The 17,557-nt window shown below is 73.7% G+C and carries 13 protein-coding genes; 10 read left to right on the top strand and 3 right to left on the bottom strand.

Features of this window, described 5'->3' with window-relative positions:
- The first annotated feature begins 254 nt into the window (after positions 1–254).
- The 6 genes from leuE (at position 255) to ACH4KB_RS35945 (ending at position 8,455) form a co-directional block, all read left to right on the top strand.
- A complete protein-coding gene (gene leuE, locus ACH4KB_RS35970) occupies positions 255–947 on the top strand; it encodes a leucine efflux protein LeuE (protein WP_398070992.1) in 693 nt (230 codons plus the stop codon).
- 158 nt (positions 948–1,105) lie between these two features.
- A complete protein-coding gene (locus ACH4KB_RS35965) occupies positions 1,106–2,071 on the top strand; it encodes a glycosyltransferase family 2 protein (protein ID WP_398070990.1) in 966 nt (321 codons plus the stop codon).
- Positions 2,072–2,074: 3 nt separating this feature from the next.
- Entirely contained in the window at positions 2,075–3,457 is a 1,383-nt protein-coding gene (locus ACH4KB_RS35960) for a polysialyltransferase family glycosyltransferase (protein WP_398070988.1), read from the top strand.
- Positions 3,458–3,527: 70 nt separating this feature from the next.
- Entirely contained in the window at positions 3,528–4,919 is a 1,392-nt protein-coding gene (locus tag ACH4KB_RS35955) for a hypothetical protein (RefSeq protein WP_398070986.1), read from the top strand.
- Entirely contained in the window at positions 4,916–7,306 is a 2,391-nt protein-coding gene (locus ACH4KB_RS35950; RefSeq protein ID WP_398070984.1) for a polysaccharide pyruvyl transferase family protein, read from the top strand. Before ACH4KB_RS35955 ends, ACH4KB_RS35950 begins: the two co-directional genes overlap by 4 nt.
- A 66-nt stretch (positions 7,307–7,372) precedes the next feature.
- Entirely contained in the window at positions 7,373–8,455 is a 1,083-nt protein-coding gene (locus ACH4KB_RS35945) for an acyltransferase (protein WP_398070982.1), read from the top strand.
- A 112-nt stretch (positions 8,456–8,567) separates the two neighbouring features.
- On the opposite strand, the gene ACH4KB_RS35940 is transcribed toward ACH4KB_RS35945, so the two are convergent.
- Together ACH4KB_RS35940 and ACH4KB_RS35935 are read right to left on the bottom strand one after the other, a co-directional pair.
- Complete coding sequence (locus tag ACH4KB_RS35940) at positions 8,568–9,926, bottom strand: polysialyltransferase family glycosyltransferase (protein WP_398070980.1); 1,359 nt, start codon at positions 9,924–9,926, stop codon at positions 8,568–8,570.
- Positions 9,923–10,906, bottom strand: a complete 984-nt coding sequence (locus ACH4KB_RS35935) for a glycosyltransferase family 2 protein (protein ID WP_398070978.1) — start codon at positions 10,904–10,906, stop codon at positions 9,923–9,925. The genes ACH4KB_RS35940 and ACH4KB_RS35935 overlap by 4 nt, the downstream gene beginning before the upstream one ends.
- 208 nt (positions 10,907–11,114) lie before the next feature.
- On the opposite strand from ACH4KB_RS35935, the gene ACH4KB_RS35930 reads away from it, so the two are divergent.
- From ACH4KB_RS35930 to ACH4KB_RS35915, 4 genes are all read left to right on the top strand, one after another.
- A complete protein-coding gene (locus ACH4KB_RS35930; protein WP_398070976.1) occupies positions 11,115–12,497 on the top strand; it encodes a DUF6716 putative glycosyltransferase in 1,383 nt (460 codons plus the stop codon).
- Positions 12,498–12,571: 74 nt separating this feature from the next.
- Positions 12,572–13,813, top strand: coding sequence for a cytidylyltransferase domain-containing protein (locus tag ACH4KB_RS35925; protein WP_398071043.1), 1,242 nt, complete (start codon positions 12,572–12,574; stop codon positions 13,811–13,813).
- 12 nt (positions 13,814–13,825) lie between these two features.
- Entirely contained in the window at positions 13,826–14,758 is a 933-nt protein-coding gene (locus ACH4KB_RS35920; protein ID WP_398070974.1) for an N-acetylneuraminate synthase family protein, read from the top strand.
- A gap of 11 nt (positions 14,759–14,769) precedes the next feature.
- Positions 14,770–15,801: a hypothetical protein gene (locus tag ACH4KB_RS35915; RefSeq protein ID WP_398070972.1), complete on the top strand. Its 1,032-nt coding sequence runs from the start codon at positions 14,770–14,772 to the stop codon at positions 15,799–15,801.
- Positions 15,802–15,979: 178 nt separating this feature from the next.
- On the opposite strand, the gene ACH4KB_RS35910 is transcribed toward ACH4KB_RS35915, so the two are convergent.
- Positions 15,980–17,515: a N,N-dimethylformamidase beta subunit family domain-containing protein gene (locus ACH4KB_RS35910; RefSeq protein ID WP_398070970.1), complete on the bottom strand. Its 1,536-nt coding sequence runs from the start codon at positions 17,513–17,515 to the stop codon at positions 15,980–15,982.
- Between the last annotated feature and the right edge of the window lie 42 nt (positions 17,516–17,557).

Below are 17,557 nucleotides of genomic sequence, written 5' to 3'. Positions count from 1 at the left end.
GCTCGGTCCCCCCTGGCTCACCGCCCGCCCGGCGCCTCCTGTACGGAATTCCCGCCCGGCCCGGTCCCCGAATCCTCCGTCGGACCCCGGCCGCGCGTCCAGCCCCCCGAGGGGGCGCCCGGCTGGTCTTGGCCGGGTCCGCCCGCACGGCGCGCTCCTCTCCCGGGCGCCGCCGGACCGCCGATAGCTCCTGGTGAAACCCCCTGGTGAAACCCCCTGGACGACACCCCGTACGGGCGTGCGAGACTCCGTCCATGCTGGGTGTCACCGATCTTCCGACCTATCTCGCCGGTCTGGCGCTGATCGTTCTTCTGCCGGGGCCGAACTCGCTGTACGTGCTCTCCGTCGCCGCCCGTCGCGGCGTGCGTACCGGCTATTCGGCCGCCGCGGGCGTCTGGACCGGGGACGCCATCCTGATGACGCTCTCCGCGCTCGGCGCCGCGTCCCTGCTCCAGACCACGCCCCTGCTCTTCGCGATCGTCAAGTACGCGGGCGCGGCCTATCTGACCTGGATGGCCATCGGGATGCTGCGGGCGGCCGTGGCGCTGTGGCGCGAGCGGCACCGGCGCACCGCCGAACTGGCGGAGACGGTGGACGCCGCCGGGGCAGCCGGAGCGGCCGGGACTCCGGGTGCGACGGCCCCCGTGGAGAGGCCCTACCGCCGGGCCCTGGTGGTCAGCCTGATCAACCCGAAGGCGATCCTGTTCCTGATCTCGTTCTTCGTCCAGTTCGTCGATCCGAACTATGCCTACCCGGCGCTGTCGTTCCTGGTGCTCGGCACGCTGCTCCAGCTCGCCAGCTTCGCGTACCTCTCCGTGCTGATCTTCGGCGGCACCCGCCTGGCCGCCGCGTTCCGCCGCCGTAAGCGGCTGTCGGCGGGGGCCACCTCCGCGGCGGGCGTCCTGTTCCTCGGGTTCGCGGCCAAGCTCTCGTTCAGCAGCGTGTAGCTCCGGCCCTCAGCTGTGCCAGGCCTTTTCCCGACGCTGTGCGCGTGCCCGGTCATTCCGCGGACGCGCAGAGTTCACCCGCTGTCGTGGCGGGCGTCACCCGATCCTCCCGCCGCCTCACTAGGTTGTCGGGACCATGATCGAAGGCGAGGGCACGCGTGCCGAAACTGTCCGTTGTCGTACCGCTCCACAATGTCGCGGCCTACGCTCCGACCACGCTGGGCAGCCTCGCCCGCAACGCGGACCCCGACATCGAGTTCCTGCTGGTCGATGACGCGTCCACCGACGGGACGCAGGACATCGTCGACCACTGGGCCGAGCGGCTGCCGCGCACCCGGGTGATCAGACACGGTACGAACGTCGGCATCGCGGCCGCCCGCAACAGCGGCATCGACGCCGCGGAGGGCGACTACCTCACCTTCCTCGACGGAGACGACTGGTACGCCCCCGGGCATCTGGACCGGCTGGTGCGCGCCGCCCAGGACCTCGACTGCGACTTCGCCCGCACCGACCACGTCCAGTCCACCGGCACCACCCGCGTCGTGCGGCGCGCCCCCGCGCCCCTCCGGGACGCCCTGCTCGACCCCCGCGACGGCATCGGGGCGCCCGAGCGCGAGACCATGGTCGACTACCCGTTCGTCTGGGCCGGCATCTACCACCGGCGGCTCTTCGCGGACGGCGCCCAGCGCTTCAGCACCGAACTGCGCACCGCCGAGGACCGGCTGTGGATCTGGCAGCTCCATCTGCGCGCCCGCACCTACGCGGCGCTCGGGCTGTACGGCATCTTCTACCGGCGCGGGGTCACCACCTCCCTGACCCAGATCAAGGACTCCCGTCAGCTCGACTTCTTCCCCGCCTACGACACGCTGCTCGACCAGCTGCGCACGGACCGGGACGCGAAGACCCTGCTGCCCAAGGCCGTCCGCACCTACTGCGCGATGATCGCCTTCCACAACGAGAAGGCCGACGACTACGAGCCCGCCACCGCCCGGCGGCTGCGCACCGAGTCGGCCGCCGCGCTGGGCCGGATGCCGCAGGACGTGCTCGACCGCACCCTGACGATGATCGACGACAAGCGCGGCACGCTCCTCAGCCGTCTGCGCACCAAGCAGAAGGCCGTCTGACCGATGCCCGTACCCACACCCGTACCCACGTCCGTACGTACGCCCCCGCGCGCCCAGATCTTCCAGGTGTCCACCCTGTACGGGGCGGCCACCCTCGCCGCCGCGCTCGACGCCGGACAGTTCGGCCGGGCCACCGACAGCCACCGCATCCTGCTGGTCTCCAACAACGCGGCCGTCCCCGAAACGGCCCTGCGCCTGGAGGAGATGCGCGGCTACGGCTCCCTCGCCGCCCGCTTCGACGCCGTCGTCGACTGGAACGAGGCGATCAGCCCGCACCACCCCAGCGGCTGGGGCCCCCGCTCCGAGGAGACCGTGCTGTGGCAGCGGGCCTTCCGCCTGGCCTGGGATATCTCCCCCGACGCCCCCGTGGACCTGGCCGTCGAGTCCATCCAGGTCAACCCGGCCCGCGCGCTGGCCGCGATCTTCTCCGAGAGCGCCGTCCACGTCTACGCCGACGGCCTCATGAGCTACGGCCCCACCCGCAACCGGCTGCCGCAGTCCATCGCCTGCCGCATCCGGCGCGTCCTCCACCTCGACCTGGTCACCGGGCTGCGCCCGCTCCTCCTCGCCGAGGCCGGCGTCGAACCGGAACTCGTCCCCGACGACGCCTTCCGGGCCGTCCTCTCCGAGATCGCCGCCGCCGCCGACGGGGACAAGCAGCTCGCCGCCGCCGAGGCCGCCGCCCCCACCGCGATGCTGCTCGGCCAGTACCTCGCCGCCCTCAACATCCTCACCCCCGAGGAGGAAGAGGACCTGCACGTGCGGATGTTGCGCGGAGCCGCCCGCGCCGGGCACACCGCCATCCTCTTCAAGCCGCACCCCACCGCCCCGGCCAACTACTCCCGCGCCCTGGAAGAGGCCGCCGCCGAGGCCGGCGTACGGCTCACCACCCTGGACGGCCCACTGCTCGCCGAGACGCTGTACGAGCGGTGCGCGCCCACCCTGGTCGTCGGCTGCTTCTCCACCGCGCTGTTCACCGCCGCCGCCTACTACGGCATCCCCGTCGCCCGCGTCGGCACCCGCCTGGTCCTCGACCGCATCACCCCGTACGAGAACAGCAACCGCGTCCCGCTGACGATCACCGACCACCTGGTGCCCGACCTGGACGCGCAGGGCACCGGGGCCGTCCCCCCGCTGCCGCGCACCGCGCCGGACACCCTCGCCCCGCTGATACGGACCGTCGGCTACTGCATGCAGGCCAAGCTCAACCCCGGGCTGCGCCCCGACGCCGAGGCATGGCTGCGGGAACGGCTCGACCCCACGACCCAGCACTACTTCAAACGCCGCCGCCTCCAGAGCCTCACGCTGCCCGGCGGCGGCCCCCGGGGAGCGGCGGTCCGGCTGCGCCGCACCGTACGGCGCACCCGGAGCACCCTGGGTCTCTGACCCGGGGCCGGGGCGCGGACCCGGGCCGGCGTCCGACCCACAGCCCGACTCACAGAACGGCGGAACGAGCATGGGCCAGACCCTCACCGGGCTGCTCACGTCAGTACGTGCGATAGCGGGACGGCCCGGAACACCGGCTCCGGGACGGCCCGGCGGCGGACCGGACCCGGCGCTCCTGGCCGCCCTGCGGCTCTGCGGCGACCACCTCGCCGCCCTCGCCGCCGCCGGCCCCCTCACCGACGCCCGCCGCACCCGGCTCATCGCGTCGATCGGCGCCCTGACCACCGCGTGCTCCACCCCGGGCGCCGACGCCTTCGACGCGCTGCTGCGGACCGGGCAGCAGGCCCTGGACAGCGGGGGCGAGACCGAGGCCCGCCTCGCCCTGGCCCTCGCCGACGAGGCGACCGCCATGCGCACCCGCTCCAAGGGCGCCTGGCGGCTGCGCGGCAACGCCCTGGACGCGCTCGGCCGGGGCGAGGAGGCGATCACCGCGTACGAACGCCACCTCGCGCTCCAGCAGAACACCGCCGCCTCCCGCGACGTCGAACGCCGGATCGCCACCCTCCGCGCCGCCGGGGACCGCATCGACGAGGCGCTGGCGCTCTTCCGGAAGACGGCGAGGGCCGGAGCGGAGGCGGCGGGGGCCGGAACGGAGGCGGTGGCGGTGGCGGCCGGAGCGGAGGCGTCCCGCGCCGCGGCCCGCCTCTCCCGCCACCTGCCCGCCGCCGCGGCCCGCGCCGCCTTCACCGACCTCGTCCGGCTCCGTACCGCCGAACACGGGGCCGGGGACCCGGCCGTGCGCCGGCTCGCCGCGCTCTACGCCGAGCACCGCCGGCTCTCCGACCGCGACCCGATGGCCGACCCGCTGCTGGGCGGGGCCGAGCCCATCGGCGTACCCGGACTGCGCCGGCTCGTCGCGGGCCGCACGGTGTGCCTGGTCGCCGACACCCCGCGCACCGCCGAGCAGGAGCGGCGGCCCGGCAGCTCCCTGGCCGCCCTGATCCAGGGCTACGACCTCGTCGTGCGCTGTGACGAGCCGCGCCACACCGCCCCCGCCGCCCGCACCGACCTGCACGCCTGCACCCTGCGCGGCGACACCCCGTGGAAGGGCCCCCGCTGGGACCGGCGGGCGGGCGTCCGGCTGGTCTTCGGCGACCCGCTCCCGCACTGGCGGCTCGCCCTGCGCGGCCGCCTCGTCCCCGGCGCCCAGGACCGCGTCGGAGACGCGACACTGCGCCGCCCGCTGCACGACCCGGCGCTGCTCGGCGAGGCGGCGGACGCGGAAGGACCCGCGAGCACCGCGTACACCGTGCTGCGGCTCCTCGACTTCCTGGGCACCCCCGCCCGGGTGGACCTCATCGGGTTCGAAGGCCCGGCGGCCCTGTCCCCGCGCGAGCGCGAGTGGGTCGGGACACGGACCGCGAACACGGACGACACCGCGGTGAGGATCGCCCTGAGATGACGACGAACGACTCCACGCCCGGTGCCGCGACCGGCCTCTCAACGGGCCCTGTGCCCACCGCGACCGCCGCCGCCGACGACCGCCGCGCCGTCACCGGGAAGCGCCGGATCGCCTTCGCCGCGTACGTCGCCGGCGCGGACGAACTGCCCGGGCTCCACACCCTCCTGCGCAGCCTCGCGCTGAGCGACCCGGCCCTCTGCGAGGACGTCGTCGTCCTGCACCCCGGCCTGCCGGACGCCGCCTTCGACGCCGCGCACCGACTGCACCCCCGGCTGATCCCGCGCCCGGCCCGCGGACGCGACGACGTGTTCCGCCTCGACGGGTACGACACGGTGGTCGCCCTCACCCCCGCCATGGCCGTCCTCGGCCGGCTGGACGCCCTGCTGAGACTCCGTACGGGCGTGGCCGCCGTGCCGCGCCCCGGACCCGACGGCGCCCCGGACCCGCACGGCGGCGTCCCCAGCGACGGGCTGCTGGTGATCCAGCGCCAGGACCTCGACCGTCCCGTACCGCCCGCCGCCGCGCGGGACATCCCGGAGAGCGACCTCGTACCCCTGGACTCCCGGTACGACTTCCGGGCGCTGCGGCTCGGCGACGACCTGGCGGTCCCCGCAGGCGTCGTCGTCCTGAACTTCGGTGGTGCGCGCACCACGTTGACCGGCCCCGGCCACGAGGCCCGGGCGCGCTTCGACCTGACCGACGAGGCGTTCCGGGCCGCCTACCTCGCCCTGCCCGGCCCCAAGCACCCCGATCTGCTGCTGCACCTCGCGCTCCCGTTCCCCGCCGGGCCCCGGCCGCCGATCGACCTGGTCCGGCAGCTCGCCGAGATCCACCGGGGGCGCGGCCGGCACGACGAGGCCGTCGCCCTGCTGGGCGAGGCCGTCGCGGGCCGGCCCGACCTGCCGCGCTGCCACGAGACGCTGGGCGTCTGCCTGATGGCGCTGTCCCGGTACGAGGAGGCCGAGACGCACCTGCTGCTGGCGACCGCCTCCCCGGACTTCGCCCCCCGCGCCTTCGGTCAACTGGCCCGGCTGGCCTGGGTGCTGGGCCGCACCGAGGACGCCCGCGGCTATGCGCTGGCGGGCCTGGAAACCGACCCGACCGACGCCAACTGCCGGTCCTGGTACGCCCGTACGGCCGAGCCGACCGGCGCCGAGCGCAAGCCCGTCAGTGCCCGGCCCGCTGAACAGCTCGCCCACGTTGCCCTGTTCGCGGACGGCGAGGAGAACGCGGGCGACAAGGTGCTGCCCGAGGCGGTCCGCAGCTGCTTCACCGCCGACACCGGCCCGGACCGCTGGCACCAGCAGCACGCGCACCTGCTGGTCGACGAGGCCTCCCTCGAACGCCTCAACGCCCGGCGGGCGGTGATCGTGGGCGGCGGCGGGCTCTTCCTCCCCGACACCGCGCCCAACGGCAACAGCGGCTGGCAGTGGAACATCCCCGACGACGTCCTCGCCCGGATCACCGCCCCGCTGGCGGTCTTCGCCGTCGGCTACAACGTCTTCGACGGCCAGCGCTACCGCCGCGAGCGGTTCGCGGCCTCCCTGCGGGCCCTGGTCGAGCGGTCCGCGTTCTTCGGGCTGCGCAACCACGGATCCGTCGCCCGGGTCAGGGAACTGCTGCCCGAGTCGCTGCGCGAGAAGGTGCGCTACCAGCCCTGCCCCACCACGGTCGCCCGCCACCTCGACCCCCGCCTCGCCGAACCGGCCGCGCGCGAGGACACCGTGCTCGTCAACTGCGCCTACGACCGGGCCGGACTCCGCTTCGGCCACGACTACGGGCACTTCCTCGCGGAGATGGCCGCCGCGATCGGGGCCGTGTCCGCGTCGGCCGAGGTCCGTTACGCCGCGCACATGCCCGCCGACGAGCGCTTCGTCGACGACCTGCGCCGGGAGCACGGCCTCACCCTCCCCGTGGAGCCCCTGTACCTGCTTTCCAACGACGCCATTCGGGACCTCTACCGGCGCACCCGGCTGGTGATCGGGATGCGCGGGCACGCCGGGATGATCCCCTTCGGCTGCGGCACCCCCGTCATCAGCCTGGTCTCGCACCCCAAGCTGGCCTACTTCCTGGCCGACATCGACCGGCCCGACTGGGGCGTCTCCGTCCACGAGCGCGCCCTAGGCGCCCGGCTCGCGGAACGGGCCCGCGCGGTCCTGGCCGACCACCCGGCGGCGGTGGCCGACGTCCACGACCGGCAGGACCTGCTCTGGTCGGTGACCCGGGACAACCTCGCCCGGCTGCGTGAACTCACCGGTCTGCCCGACCCGTTCAGCGGTCCGGACACGGGCCGCGCGGTTCCCGCGCCCAGGTCCGCCGCCGACCGGGACCACGCCGCCCGCCCCGCCGACCGGGACCACGCCGCCCGCCCCGGGGGCCGGGCGTGACCCCCGGCCCCAGCCCGTCCGTATCCCCGCTGTGCGCCCCTTCCACCCCCTGAGGCACCGAGGACCATGCCGACCACACCCCCCGCCCCCGCCGCCCCGGCGCCGACGGTCCCGGAGACGCCCCGTCCCGTCCGCGAGCACCGCTACGACATCGACCTGATCCGGCTGCTCTGCTCGGTCGGCGTGATCGGCCTGCACGCCGGATCGGCCTTCGTGAACGCCGTGGGCCGGACGGCCTCGCAGGGGCCCAGCACCTACTGGGCGGGGCTGACCGCCGACTCCGTCGGCCGCTTCGCCGTGCCTCTCTTCTTCGCCATCGCCGGCTGGGTGGTGCTGGTCGGGGCCCCGCCGAAGGACGGCGCGCGGCTGCGGCGGCGCATCGTGCGGATCGTGGTGCCCCTCGCCGTCTGGACGGTGCTCTACCTCGCCTGGGGCAGGCTGCGCGGAACCAACGACGACCCGGTGGGCGAGCTGGCGCTGGACTCCGTTTTCGCCTCGGTACGCCCCGCCTACCACCTCTGGTACCTCTACGCCTACCTCCCCGTGATCATGGTCCTGGGCCTGGTCGTGCTGGTCAGGTCGGGCAAGCGGCCATGGGGCCTCGGTGCGGCCCTGCTGGTCCTGGCGTCCGCCCCGTCGCTCTTCGGCGACCTGGCCGAGGCCACCGGCCGCGAACTGCCCCGCTTCGGCTGGGCGTTCGGGCCGTACCAGCTGATCTACGCGGTGCTCGGGGCGCTGCTGCTCGCCGCCCCCGCCGGCACGTTCGGCCGACGCCGGCTCCCGTGGCTGCTGCTCGCGGCGGCCGGACTGGCCGGGGTGATCGCGTACCAGCACGAGGTGCACTACGCGATCCCGTACGCGCACGTTCTGGTGGCCCTGTTCAGCTGCGGCGTCCTGATCTCCCTGCACGGCCTGCGCGTCCCGGAGCGGCTGCGCCCCACCCTGACCCGGCTGGCCGACGCGTCGTTCGGGGCCTACCTGGTGCACGTACTCGTGCTCGGTGTCCTCACCGACGCCTTCGTCCGGGCGGACCTGGGCGGCCCGGCCGCCGCCGCGCTCGTCGTCGGGATCACGGTGGCCACGACGGCCCTGTCGTTCGGCGCGGCCATGCTGTGGGGCCGCGCGGGCGCGAGCAAGGTGCTGGGCTGACCGCCCCGCGCGCCTGCCGCGCCCACGGGGAGGGGCCCCTCGCCGTCCTCGGCAGCTCCTCGCCCCCGGCCGTTCCGCAACGCCCTGGCCGTTCCTTGCCCCTGGCCGTTCCTCAACCTCGGCCGTTCCGCAACGCCCTGGCCCGCCGGGCCACCCGGCGCAGGGCCGGACTGCTCCGCAGGAACGCCAGCCTGGCCGGGACCACTCCGGGCAGCGCGAGCGAGGCCAGGCGGCGGCGCTTGAAGTAGCGCCAGGTGCGGTCGTCCAGGTGCGTGGACAGATAGCGCTCGGCTGCCGGGCGCAGATCGGGGCGGACCCTGGGACGCATCGCGAACCCGACGGCCGCGAGCAGCCCGTCCAACTCCAACTCCAACTCCAATTCCAACTCCGCGCCGGCGTACGGCTGCTGCGCGGCGACCGCCTCCGCGTCACCGATCCCGGGGAGCAAGGCGTCGGCGAGCGTCGCCGGTATCCGCTCGGCGTTCTCGTACGGGGTCAGACGCTCCAGGAGCAGCCCCGTGCCGACGGTCGCCACCGGGAGGCCGTGGAACCGGGCCGCCCCGAACAGGGCGGCCGAGGTGCAGCCGACGACCAGCGCGGGCCGCAGCCGGTGCAGCAGCACATCGGCCGGCACCGGGAACGGGCTGTCCAGCACGGTCAGTTCGACGCCCAGCCGGTCCGCCTCGGCGCGCAGTGCCGCCGGGTCCTCCCACGGCGCGTACGGGTCCGGCGCGAACAGCAGCCGGCGGTGGCCGAGGGCCGCGGCGCCGCGCACCATCTCCAGCCGCAGCCCCGCCTCCTCGGCCGCCGTGATCAGCCCGGCCCCGGCGAGATCCTGCCCGAGCAGCAGCGCGGGCGCGTCGACGTCGGGCAACTCCACGTCGGCGTCCGACAGTTCGCTGACGACCTTGGTGATCGCCTCGGCCGGCACGGTCCGCTGCTCCACCTCGTACTCGCCCAGCAACAACAGGCGCGCCCCGGGAACCAGGTCCGGATGGAGCAGCCGCCGCACCCGGGCCCCGGTCAGCGGGGGGATCTTCTCCCCGGTCGGGCCGTAGCCGCCGGGCCCCTCCGCGTACACATCGACCGGGACACCGGCGAAGATCTGGGTGAGGGCGCGGGCGGGACCGGCGTGCGGGGAGTCCACGACCAGCTCCAGCTCCTCGTCGCCGAGACCCCAGGCGCGCCGGAAGTGGCGCTCCCACAGCGGGGCGTCGTCGGCCCGGGGCAGCCAGCCGGCCGGGTGGAAGGGAAAGACCGCGTCGTTCCACGAGCGGACCTCGTCGAACCGGGCGCGCAGCCGCTCGAAACCGGCGGTCTCCGAGACATCGGCGACGGTCTCGGGAACCGGCCCCGTCCGGGACAGCAGCAGGATCCGGCGGTCGGGCTCGGTGAAGCAGCCCGCGTCGATCGCCGCGGCGAGCAGTACCGTAGCGGCGGGCGATGAAGCGTGGAAGATCCGGATGGTCATGCGGCCGAGGCCCCCTTCGCGGCGACCGTGCGACGGCGCAGCCTGCGCACCCGGGTCGCTCGTGTCACGTCCATGGCGTCGAGAGCCTCGTCCAGCAGCCGCTGCGGCAGGCGTCCCAGGGCCGCCGTACCGCGCGCCTTCAGTTCGCGGGCCACGGCCGGTTCGAATTTGTCGAGGGAGCCCAGATGGTGGGCGATGACCGCGCAGTACGTGCGTACGGCCTTCGGCAGCAAGGCGTCCGCGTCACGGTCGGCGGCCGTCTCGGCGATCACCTGGTCGAAAGCGCGCAGAAAATCGAGTTGGCGCACATCGCCGATCTGGGTCAGCGACGTGGCCACCCCACGCCGGTAGAAGTGGCTGAGCATGCCCAGGACGGCGAAGGATTCCGCCTCCCGGTGCAGCCGCCAGATCCACGGCCGGTCCTCGGCCGTGCGCAGCCCGTCGGTGAAGTGCAGCAGCCCCCGGTCCAGCAGCCGCCGGTGGTAGAGGCCCGCCCAGGCGAACGCGTAGTCCACCGACGTGGTGCGGTGGGCGGGCAGGATCGCGGCCCGGGGGTCGCTCACCACCCCGTGCGGCCCGTGCGGCACCCGGCGCACGGTCCGCGACTTGCCGTTCGCCTGGACATGATCGGTGCGCACGAAGTCGCAGCCCAGCGCCTCGGTCCGGGCCACCAGCCGCTCGTAGTGACCGGGGGCCAGCCAGTCGTCGCCGTCCAGGAAGGCGATGTACTCCCCGCGCGCGGCCTCCAGACCGGTGTTGCGCGCGGTCGCCAGACCGCCGTTCACCTCGTGCCGCAGCAGCACCGCCCCGGGGATCTCGTCGGCGGCCCGGCGCAGCAGCCGGGGTGTCCCGTCGGTCGAACAGTCGTCGACGAGAAGGAACTCGAAGTCCTCGCGGACGTTGGCCCGCAGACTTCTGAGAGTGTCGGGCGCGTAGGTCTGCACGTTGAAGAACGGCACGATGACGGAGAGCTTAACCACGCGCATCACATTAGGTGCGGCTCCGGCCCTTTCCTTTTCCGTAATGCGCCCAACAGGTGAACAACGCCCGTCGCCCAGGTGAACCGCCTTTTCCGGAGGGGCAATTGGAGGCTAATTCGGGTCCGAGCCCCAAGCGTCGGCTCGCTGTTAACCATCTGTTGCCATCACGTTGGGCCGCGCATCGAAATGCCTTCCTAACTTCTAGGACGTGCCCCCACGTACCAGCAATGAGGCCGAACCGGCCGAAACCCCCGCCGCGCTCCGACCGGCGCTGCGGATCGCCGTCCTCGCCGACTCCGACACCCGGTGGAAGTGGGGCGCGCTCACCGCGCGCCGCCTGACCGCCGGGGCGGACGGCCCGGACGCGCGGCCCGTCGAGGTCAGCGGGCTGCTGCTGCGCGGCCGGGCCACCCCCACGCCCCGCCAGCTCGCGGAGGTCGGCGAGGTCGGGATCGACGCCGGGCGGGTCCGTGAGGTCACCGCCGTCGAGTTCCTGCACACCGTGCGCGACGAGGGGTACGACCTCGTCGTCCTCGCCCTCGTCGGCGGCGGCGTCCAGGCCATGCTGCACGGCCTCGCCGCCCTCGACCTGCCGCGCAGGCCCGTCGTCGTCACCGGGTACGTGGGCGTCGTCTACGAGAAGCTCGCCGACGGGCTCCTCCTCCGCCACGGCGCGGACGTGGTCCTCGCCAACTCGGCCCACGACGCGGAGCGTTTCCGCGCGGTGTACGAGGGAGTGGGCGCCGACGCCTCGGCCGTCACGGAGGCCGCCCTCCCCTTCCTGGGCGGAGCCCCGTACCGCCCCGAAGAGGGCCGCGACACCGTGGTGTTCGCCGCCCAGCCCTCCGTGCCTGCCTCCCGCGCCGACCGTACGTACCTGCTGCGCAGGCTCGTCGAGCACGCCCGGCTGCACCCGCGCCGCGAGGTGCTGCTGAAGCTGCGCTCCAAGCCCGGCGAGCACACCACGCACATCGAGGAACTGCCCTACCAGAAGCTCGCGCAGCGGCTGCCCGGCGGTCTGCCGCCCAACTTGCGCCTGGTGTACGGGCACATGGGGGAGGTGCTGGACCGCACCGACCTCCTGGTCACGGTCTCCTCGACGGCCGCGCTGGAGTCCCTGCACCGCCGCATCCCGACCGCGGTCCTCACCGACCTCGGCGTCCGGGAGACGCTCGGCAACCACCACTTCGTCGGCTCCGGGCTCCTCACCTCCTGGGACCGGCTCGACGGCGGGATCCGGCCGCGGCCCGACGGCCAGTGGCTGGCCGGCCAGGGCGTCGCCGCCGACGGCTCGTACGGCACCGCCTACGACACCGCCCGCGCCAAGGTCACCGCCCTCCTCGCCGCCGGCCAACTCCCGTCACTGGCCCCCTACTACACACCGGCCACCGCCCCCGGCTACCTCCCCGGCATCCTCGCCCGCCACCACCTGGCCCCCGACGGCACACCCCTGCCCGGCGCGGCCGCGCCGCAGGAGCCCGGCCGGGTCCGGGGCGCGGTGCGGGAAACCGTCCGCAACGCGGCCCGGGGCGCCTACCGCCAGGGCGTCCAGCGCGTCGCCCCCGTGATCCGCCGGATGGGGGAGCTGTGACCACCCCCGCAGGAACCCCCGGGGCCTCGGGGCCCACGACTCCAGGAGCAGCCACCATGACCCCAGGGACAACGATGCAACCGCCCACGACCGTCCTCGCCGTGATCCCCGCCCGCGGCGGATCCAAGGGCGTCCCCGCCAAGAACCTCGCCGAGGTCGGCGGCATCCCCCTGGTCGCCCGCGCCGTCCGCGCCGCGCTCGCCGCACCCGAGGTCACCGACGTCGTCGTCACCACCGACGACGGGGCGATCGCCGAGGCCGCCCGCACCGCCGCCGTCGACCTGCGGGCCGCCCACCGGCTGCACGTCGTCGAGCGCCCCGCCGCCATCGCGGGCGACACCGCCACCAGCGAGGCGGCCGTGCTGCACGCGATGGACGTCTACGAGGCCGAGCGCGCCCGCAGCGTCGACGTGGTCCTCCTCGTCCAGTGCACCAGCCCGTTCGTCTCCCGCGAGGACATCGACGGCGTCGCCAGGGCGGTGGCCCACGAGGGCGCGGACACGGCCGTCACGGTCGCCCCGTTCCACGGCTTCGTCTGGCGCGACGGGCACGCCGTCGAGGAGGGGACGTACGGCGTCAACCACGACAAGTCCGTACGCCCCCGCCGCCAGGACCGCCCCCAGGACCACCTGGAGACCGGGGCCGCCTACGCGATGGACGCGGCGGGTTTCCGTACCCACCGCCACCGCTTCTTCGGCCACACCGCCCTCGTGCCCACCGACCCGGCGCGGGTGCTGGAGATCGACGACCCGCACGACCTGGCCCGCGCCCGCGCGCTCGCCCCGCTCCTGGACCCCTCCCCGCTGCCGTCCCTCGCGGACGTGGACGCGGTCGTCCTGGACTTCGACGGCACCCAGACCGACGACCGGGTCATGATCGACTCCGAGGGCCGCGAGACGGTCGCCGTGCACCGGGGCGACGGCCTCGGCATCGCCGCCCTGCGCAAGGCCGGGGTGCCCCTCCTGATCCTCTCCACCGAGCAGAACCCGGTCGTCGCGGCCAGGGCCCGCAAGCTCCAGATCCCGGTCCTGCACGGCATCGACCGCAAGGACGAGGCGCTGAAGCGGTGGTGCGACGAGCAGTCCATCGCCCCCGACCGGGTCCTCTACGTCGGCAACGACGTCAACGACCTGCCCTGCTTCTCCCTCGCCGGCTGGCCTGTCGCCGTCGCGAGTGCCCACGACTCGGTACGCGCCGCGGCGCGCGCCGTCACGACCACCCCCGGCGGCTACGGCGCCATCCGCGAGATCGCGGCCTGGCTGCTCGGCCCCACCCTCACGACCACTCCCTCTGTCCCCACAGTCCCCACCAAGTAAGGAAGCACCACCATGAGCACCTCCCGCCTGCGCACCTTCGGCACCCGCACCGCCGGCCCCGGCAACCCCGTCTACATCACGGGCGAGATCGGCATCAACCACAACGGCGACCTCGACAACGCCATCGCGCTGATCGACGCGGCCGCCGAAGCCGGCTGCGACGCCGTGAAGTTCCAGAAGCGCACCCCGGAGATCTGCACCCCGCGCGACCAGTGGGACATCGAGCGCGACACCCCCTGGGGCCGGATGACGTACATCGACTACCGCCACCGCGTCGAGTTCGGCGAGGCCGAGTACACCGCCATCGCCGAGCACTGCGCCAAGCGCGGCATCGACTGGTTCGCCTCCCCGTGGGACACCGAGGCCGTCGCCTTCCTGGAGAAGTTCGACGTCCCCGCCCACAAGGTGGCCTCCGCCTCCCTCACCGACGACGAGCTGCTGCGCGCCCTGCGCGCCACCGGCCGCACGGTGATCCTCTCCACCGGCATGTCGACCCCGAAGCAGATCCGCCACGCGGTCGAGGTCCTGGGCAGCGACAACATCCTGCTCTGCCACGCCACTTCCACGTACCCGGCGAAGGCCGAGGAGCTGAACCTGCGGGTCATCAACACCCTCCAGCAGGAGTACCCGAACGTCCCGATCGGCTACTCCGGCCACGAGACCGGCCTCCAGACCACCCTCGCCGCCGTCGCGCTCGGCGCCACGTTCGTCGAGCGCCACATCACCCTGGACCGCGCCATGTGGGGCTCCGACCAGGCGGCCTCCGTCGAGCCGCAGGGCCTGACCCGCCTGGTCCGCGACATCCGCACCATCGAGCAGTCGCTCGGCGACGGCGTCAAGAAGGTGTACGAGTCCGAGCTCGGCCCGATGAAGAAGCTGCGCCGCGTCGCGGGCGTCGTCGCCGAGAGCGACAACGCCCCGGTCGCCGAGCCGGCTGCGGTCTGACGGGCCGACCGGTGAACCTCGCCTTCGTCGAGAGCCCGGTCCAGCTCCTGAACGTCCTGGAGTGGGTTCACACCCAGGGGGGAGACGACCCGGCCGCCACCACGGTCGTCGTCCTCCCCCCGGTCGACCCGATGTCGCGCGGTCAGCTGCGCCGGATGGCGGAGCTGGCCCGCGACGAGGGCATCGCGGTCCGCTGGCAGGAGGCGCGCGGCGAGTCCGGCGCGCCCCTGAAGGCCCTGCGCGCCCTGGCCGGCCTGGTCCGGCGCGCGGACCACATAGTGATCGGCGACCCGTTCTCCCGCTATGTGCAGCTCCTGCTGACCCTGGTCCGCGCCGACCGCCTCACGGTGGTCGACGACGGCACGGCCACCATGGAGTTCGTCGCCCAGCTGGCCCGGGGCGAACGCCTCACCCGCTGGCACCGCAGGGGCCGCACCGGACCGCGCGAACTGGTCCTGGCCCCGGTCACGGCGACGGCCCGCCGCCGCTTCGTCCCGACGGCGAACCACACGGTCGAGGTGTTCACCGCGATGCCGGTCGAGGCTCCGCCCGGCATCGCGGTCACCCCCAACACCTTCGCCTGGACCCGCGCCCGCTTCGGCCCGCCCACCATCGGCAAGGGCGCGGACCTGGTCGGCACCTCCCTGGTCGAGACGGGCGTCGTCGACCCCGCCCCGTACCAGGAGGCGGTCACGGCCCTGGCCCGCGCCCACGGCGCCACCCGCTACTTCGCCCACCGCCGCGAGTCCGCCGAGAAGCTGCACGCCCTGGAAGCCGCCACGGGCCTGGAGATCGTGCGCCCGGACCTCCCCCTGGAACTGATTGCCCGCCGCGGCCCCATCGGCCGCACGATCGTCAGCTTCCCCTCCACGGTCGTCCACACCCTCCCGCTGGCCCTGGCCGGCACGGGCGTGAACGTCGCGGTCTGCGACATCGCCCCGGAATGGCTCCGCACCACGGCCTCGCCCCGCGCCCAGGGCTTCCTGAGCGGGGTCACGGAGACGGCACGGGGGGTGCAGCGGCTGTCGTCGGTGGTGACGTGAGGGCTAGGTCCTGTCGTCGAACTCCCGTCTGCCCCGCGGCGCCATGCACGCACTCTCGCCGCACCGGGCACCCGCCCGAGTACGTCCAGTACGAGGACGTGCGCCCGGCGCGCCGAGAGCACGCACCTGACCCCGCGGGGCCGCCCTCCGGGCGACGACGGGAGTTCGACGACAGGACCTAGGCCCGTACGGTGCGGGTCAGCATCCGGTCGAAGAGGTTGCTGGTGGCCGTCTGTATCCGGCTGTCGATGTGGTCGGGGGAGATGAGCGCCAGCGGCCAGAAGAAGGTGCCGGCGACGAAGACCATGGTCCCGTCGCGGTGCTGGACCAGGCTGGTGTTCTGGATCCTCTCACCGCGCCCCATGCTGTCCGGGTAGGGCGAGTGGGACAGCAACTGCTGGGCCGCCTTGCGCGGCAGCTTGGTCTTGCGGTCACGGCCGTCGGCCTCGACGCCTATGAGGTTCGGTATCTCGTCGCCGTCTGCGAGTCCCGTGCCCTTCCACAGCCAGTGGTCGGACCGACGCACGACGAGCGGTACGGGCTTGGCGAGCATGCCGTTGTACTGCACGCCGAGCAGGCGCTGCTCGGCGTGCTTGCGCTTCTTCTCCAGGTCGCGCCAGCGCACGGTCGGACCGTGCTCGTCCGGAGTGGGATCGGGGTCCTGCTTGTAACAGGCGACGACGCGGTTCTCGTTGCCCGCCGACGACTTCTCCATGCGGATGTGGAAGTAGATGTTGTTGGCGCCCAGATAGGCGAGATGGGTGCGCGAGGTGACGGCCTTCTCGGCTACGTCACGCATCTGCCGGGACCAGTACTCGTCATGGCCGGGAAAGACCATGGCCGCGTACTTCGTGGGATCGACCCGGCCTTCGTGCAGATCGAGGCTGGAGGCGTAGGTGACGTCGTAGCCGGACATCTCGGCCCACCGGGCGAGACTGCTGTCCATCTCGAACCACAGAGGGTGTCCGCCGTCGGAGTACGGGCGGTCGAACGACACCTTGAAGGCACGCTCCGCGTTCCCGCCGTTCTTCCCCTGGGCGTCGAACCCCTTGTAGAGGTTCTTACCGGTCCGCCCGTCCTGCGGCCAGGCGTTGTAGGCCTGGTACGTCGTGAAGGGCAGGACCACCAGGATGTCGGACGCCCGACCGGTCTCCCGGACGACGAACGGCGTACTGCCGCGATGCCCGTCCTTCGTCGTGAAAACCGCGAGATAGACACCGGAGACCCAGTTCTCGGGGATGTCCAGGGTCCAGGAGACGGGCCAGCCGCAGTCGATCAGCCCGTGCTCCGGATGGGCTTCCGGAACGGCACGGGCGACACCGCGCAACGCGGGGCTCTGCGCCACTTCACGGCCGCCCTGTCCGCCGTAGTACCCGATCCGGTGCACCGTGACCGTGAACTCCTGGGCCGGACGCACCGATACGTGGAACGCCACCGATTCCCCGGCCGCGGCCGAGGTCGTGGAGGCGTACCCCTGGATCTGCCCGTCCCGGTCGTTCGCCGCGCGCGTCTCGTCGCCCTCTATCTGCCAGGCCCGGGTGCCGCCGCGGGCGTTCTCGGTGACCACGGGATTCTTGCCGGTGCGGCTGGCGGCTCGGGTGGGCAGGACGTCGGTCGGCACGTCATCGTTCACATAGCCGTAGACCAGCCCGGTGGCACCCGCCGCCCCGACCCCGAGAATGCCCAGGGCAGCACGACGCGAGACAGAAGACATGGAAGAACCTTCCGAGGCCTGGACGCCGGGCCTCGCGCCCCA

Origin of the sequence: Streptomyces sp. NPDC017520, from assembly GCF_044329855.1 — a bacterium.
In the GTDB taxonomy this organism is placed as follows: Bacteria; Actinomycetota; Actinomycetes; order Streptomycetales; family Streptomycetaceae; genus Streptomyces.
Note: the sequence above shows the minus strand (reverse complement) of the source record. Positions and strands in the feature narration are given on the sequence as shown.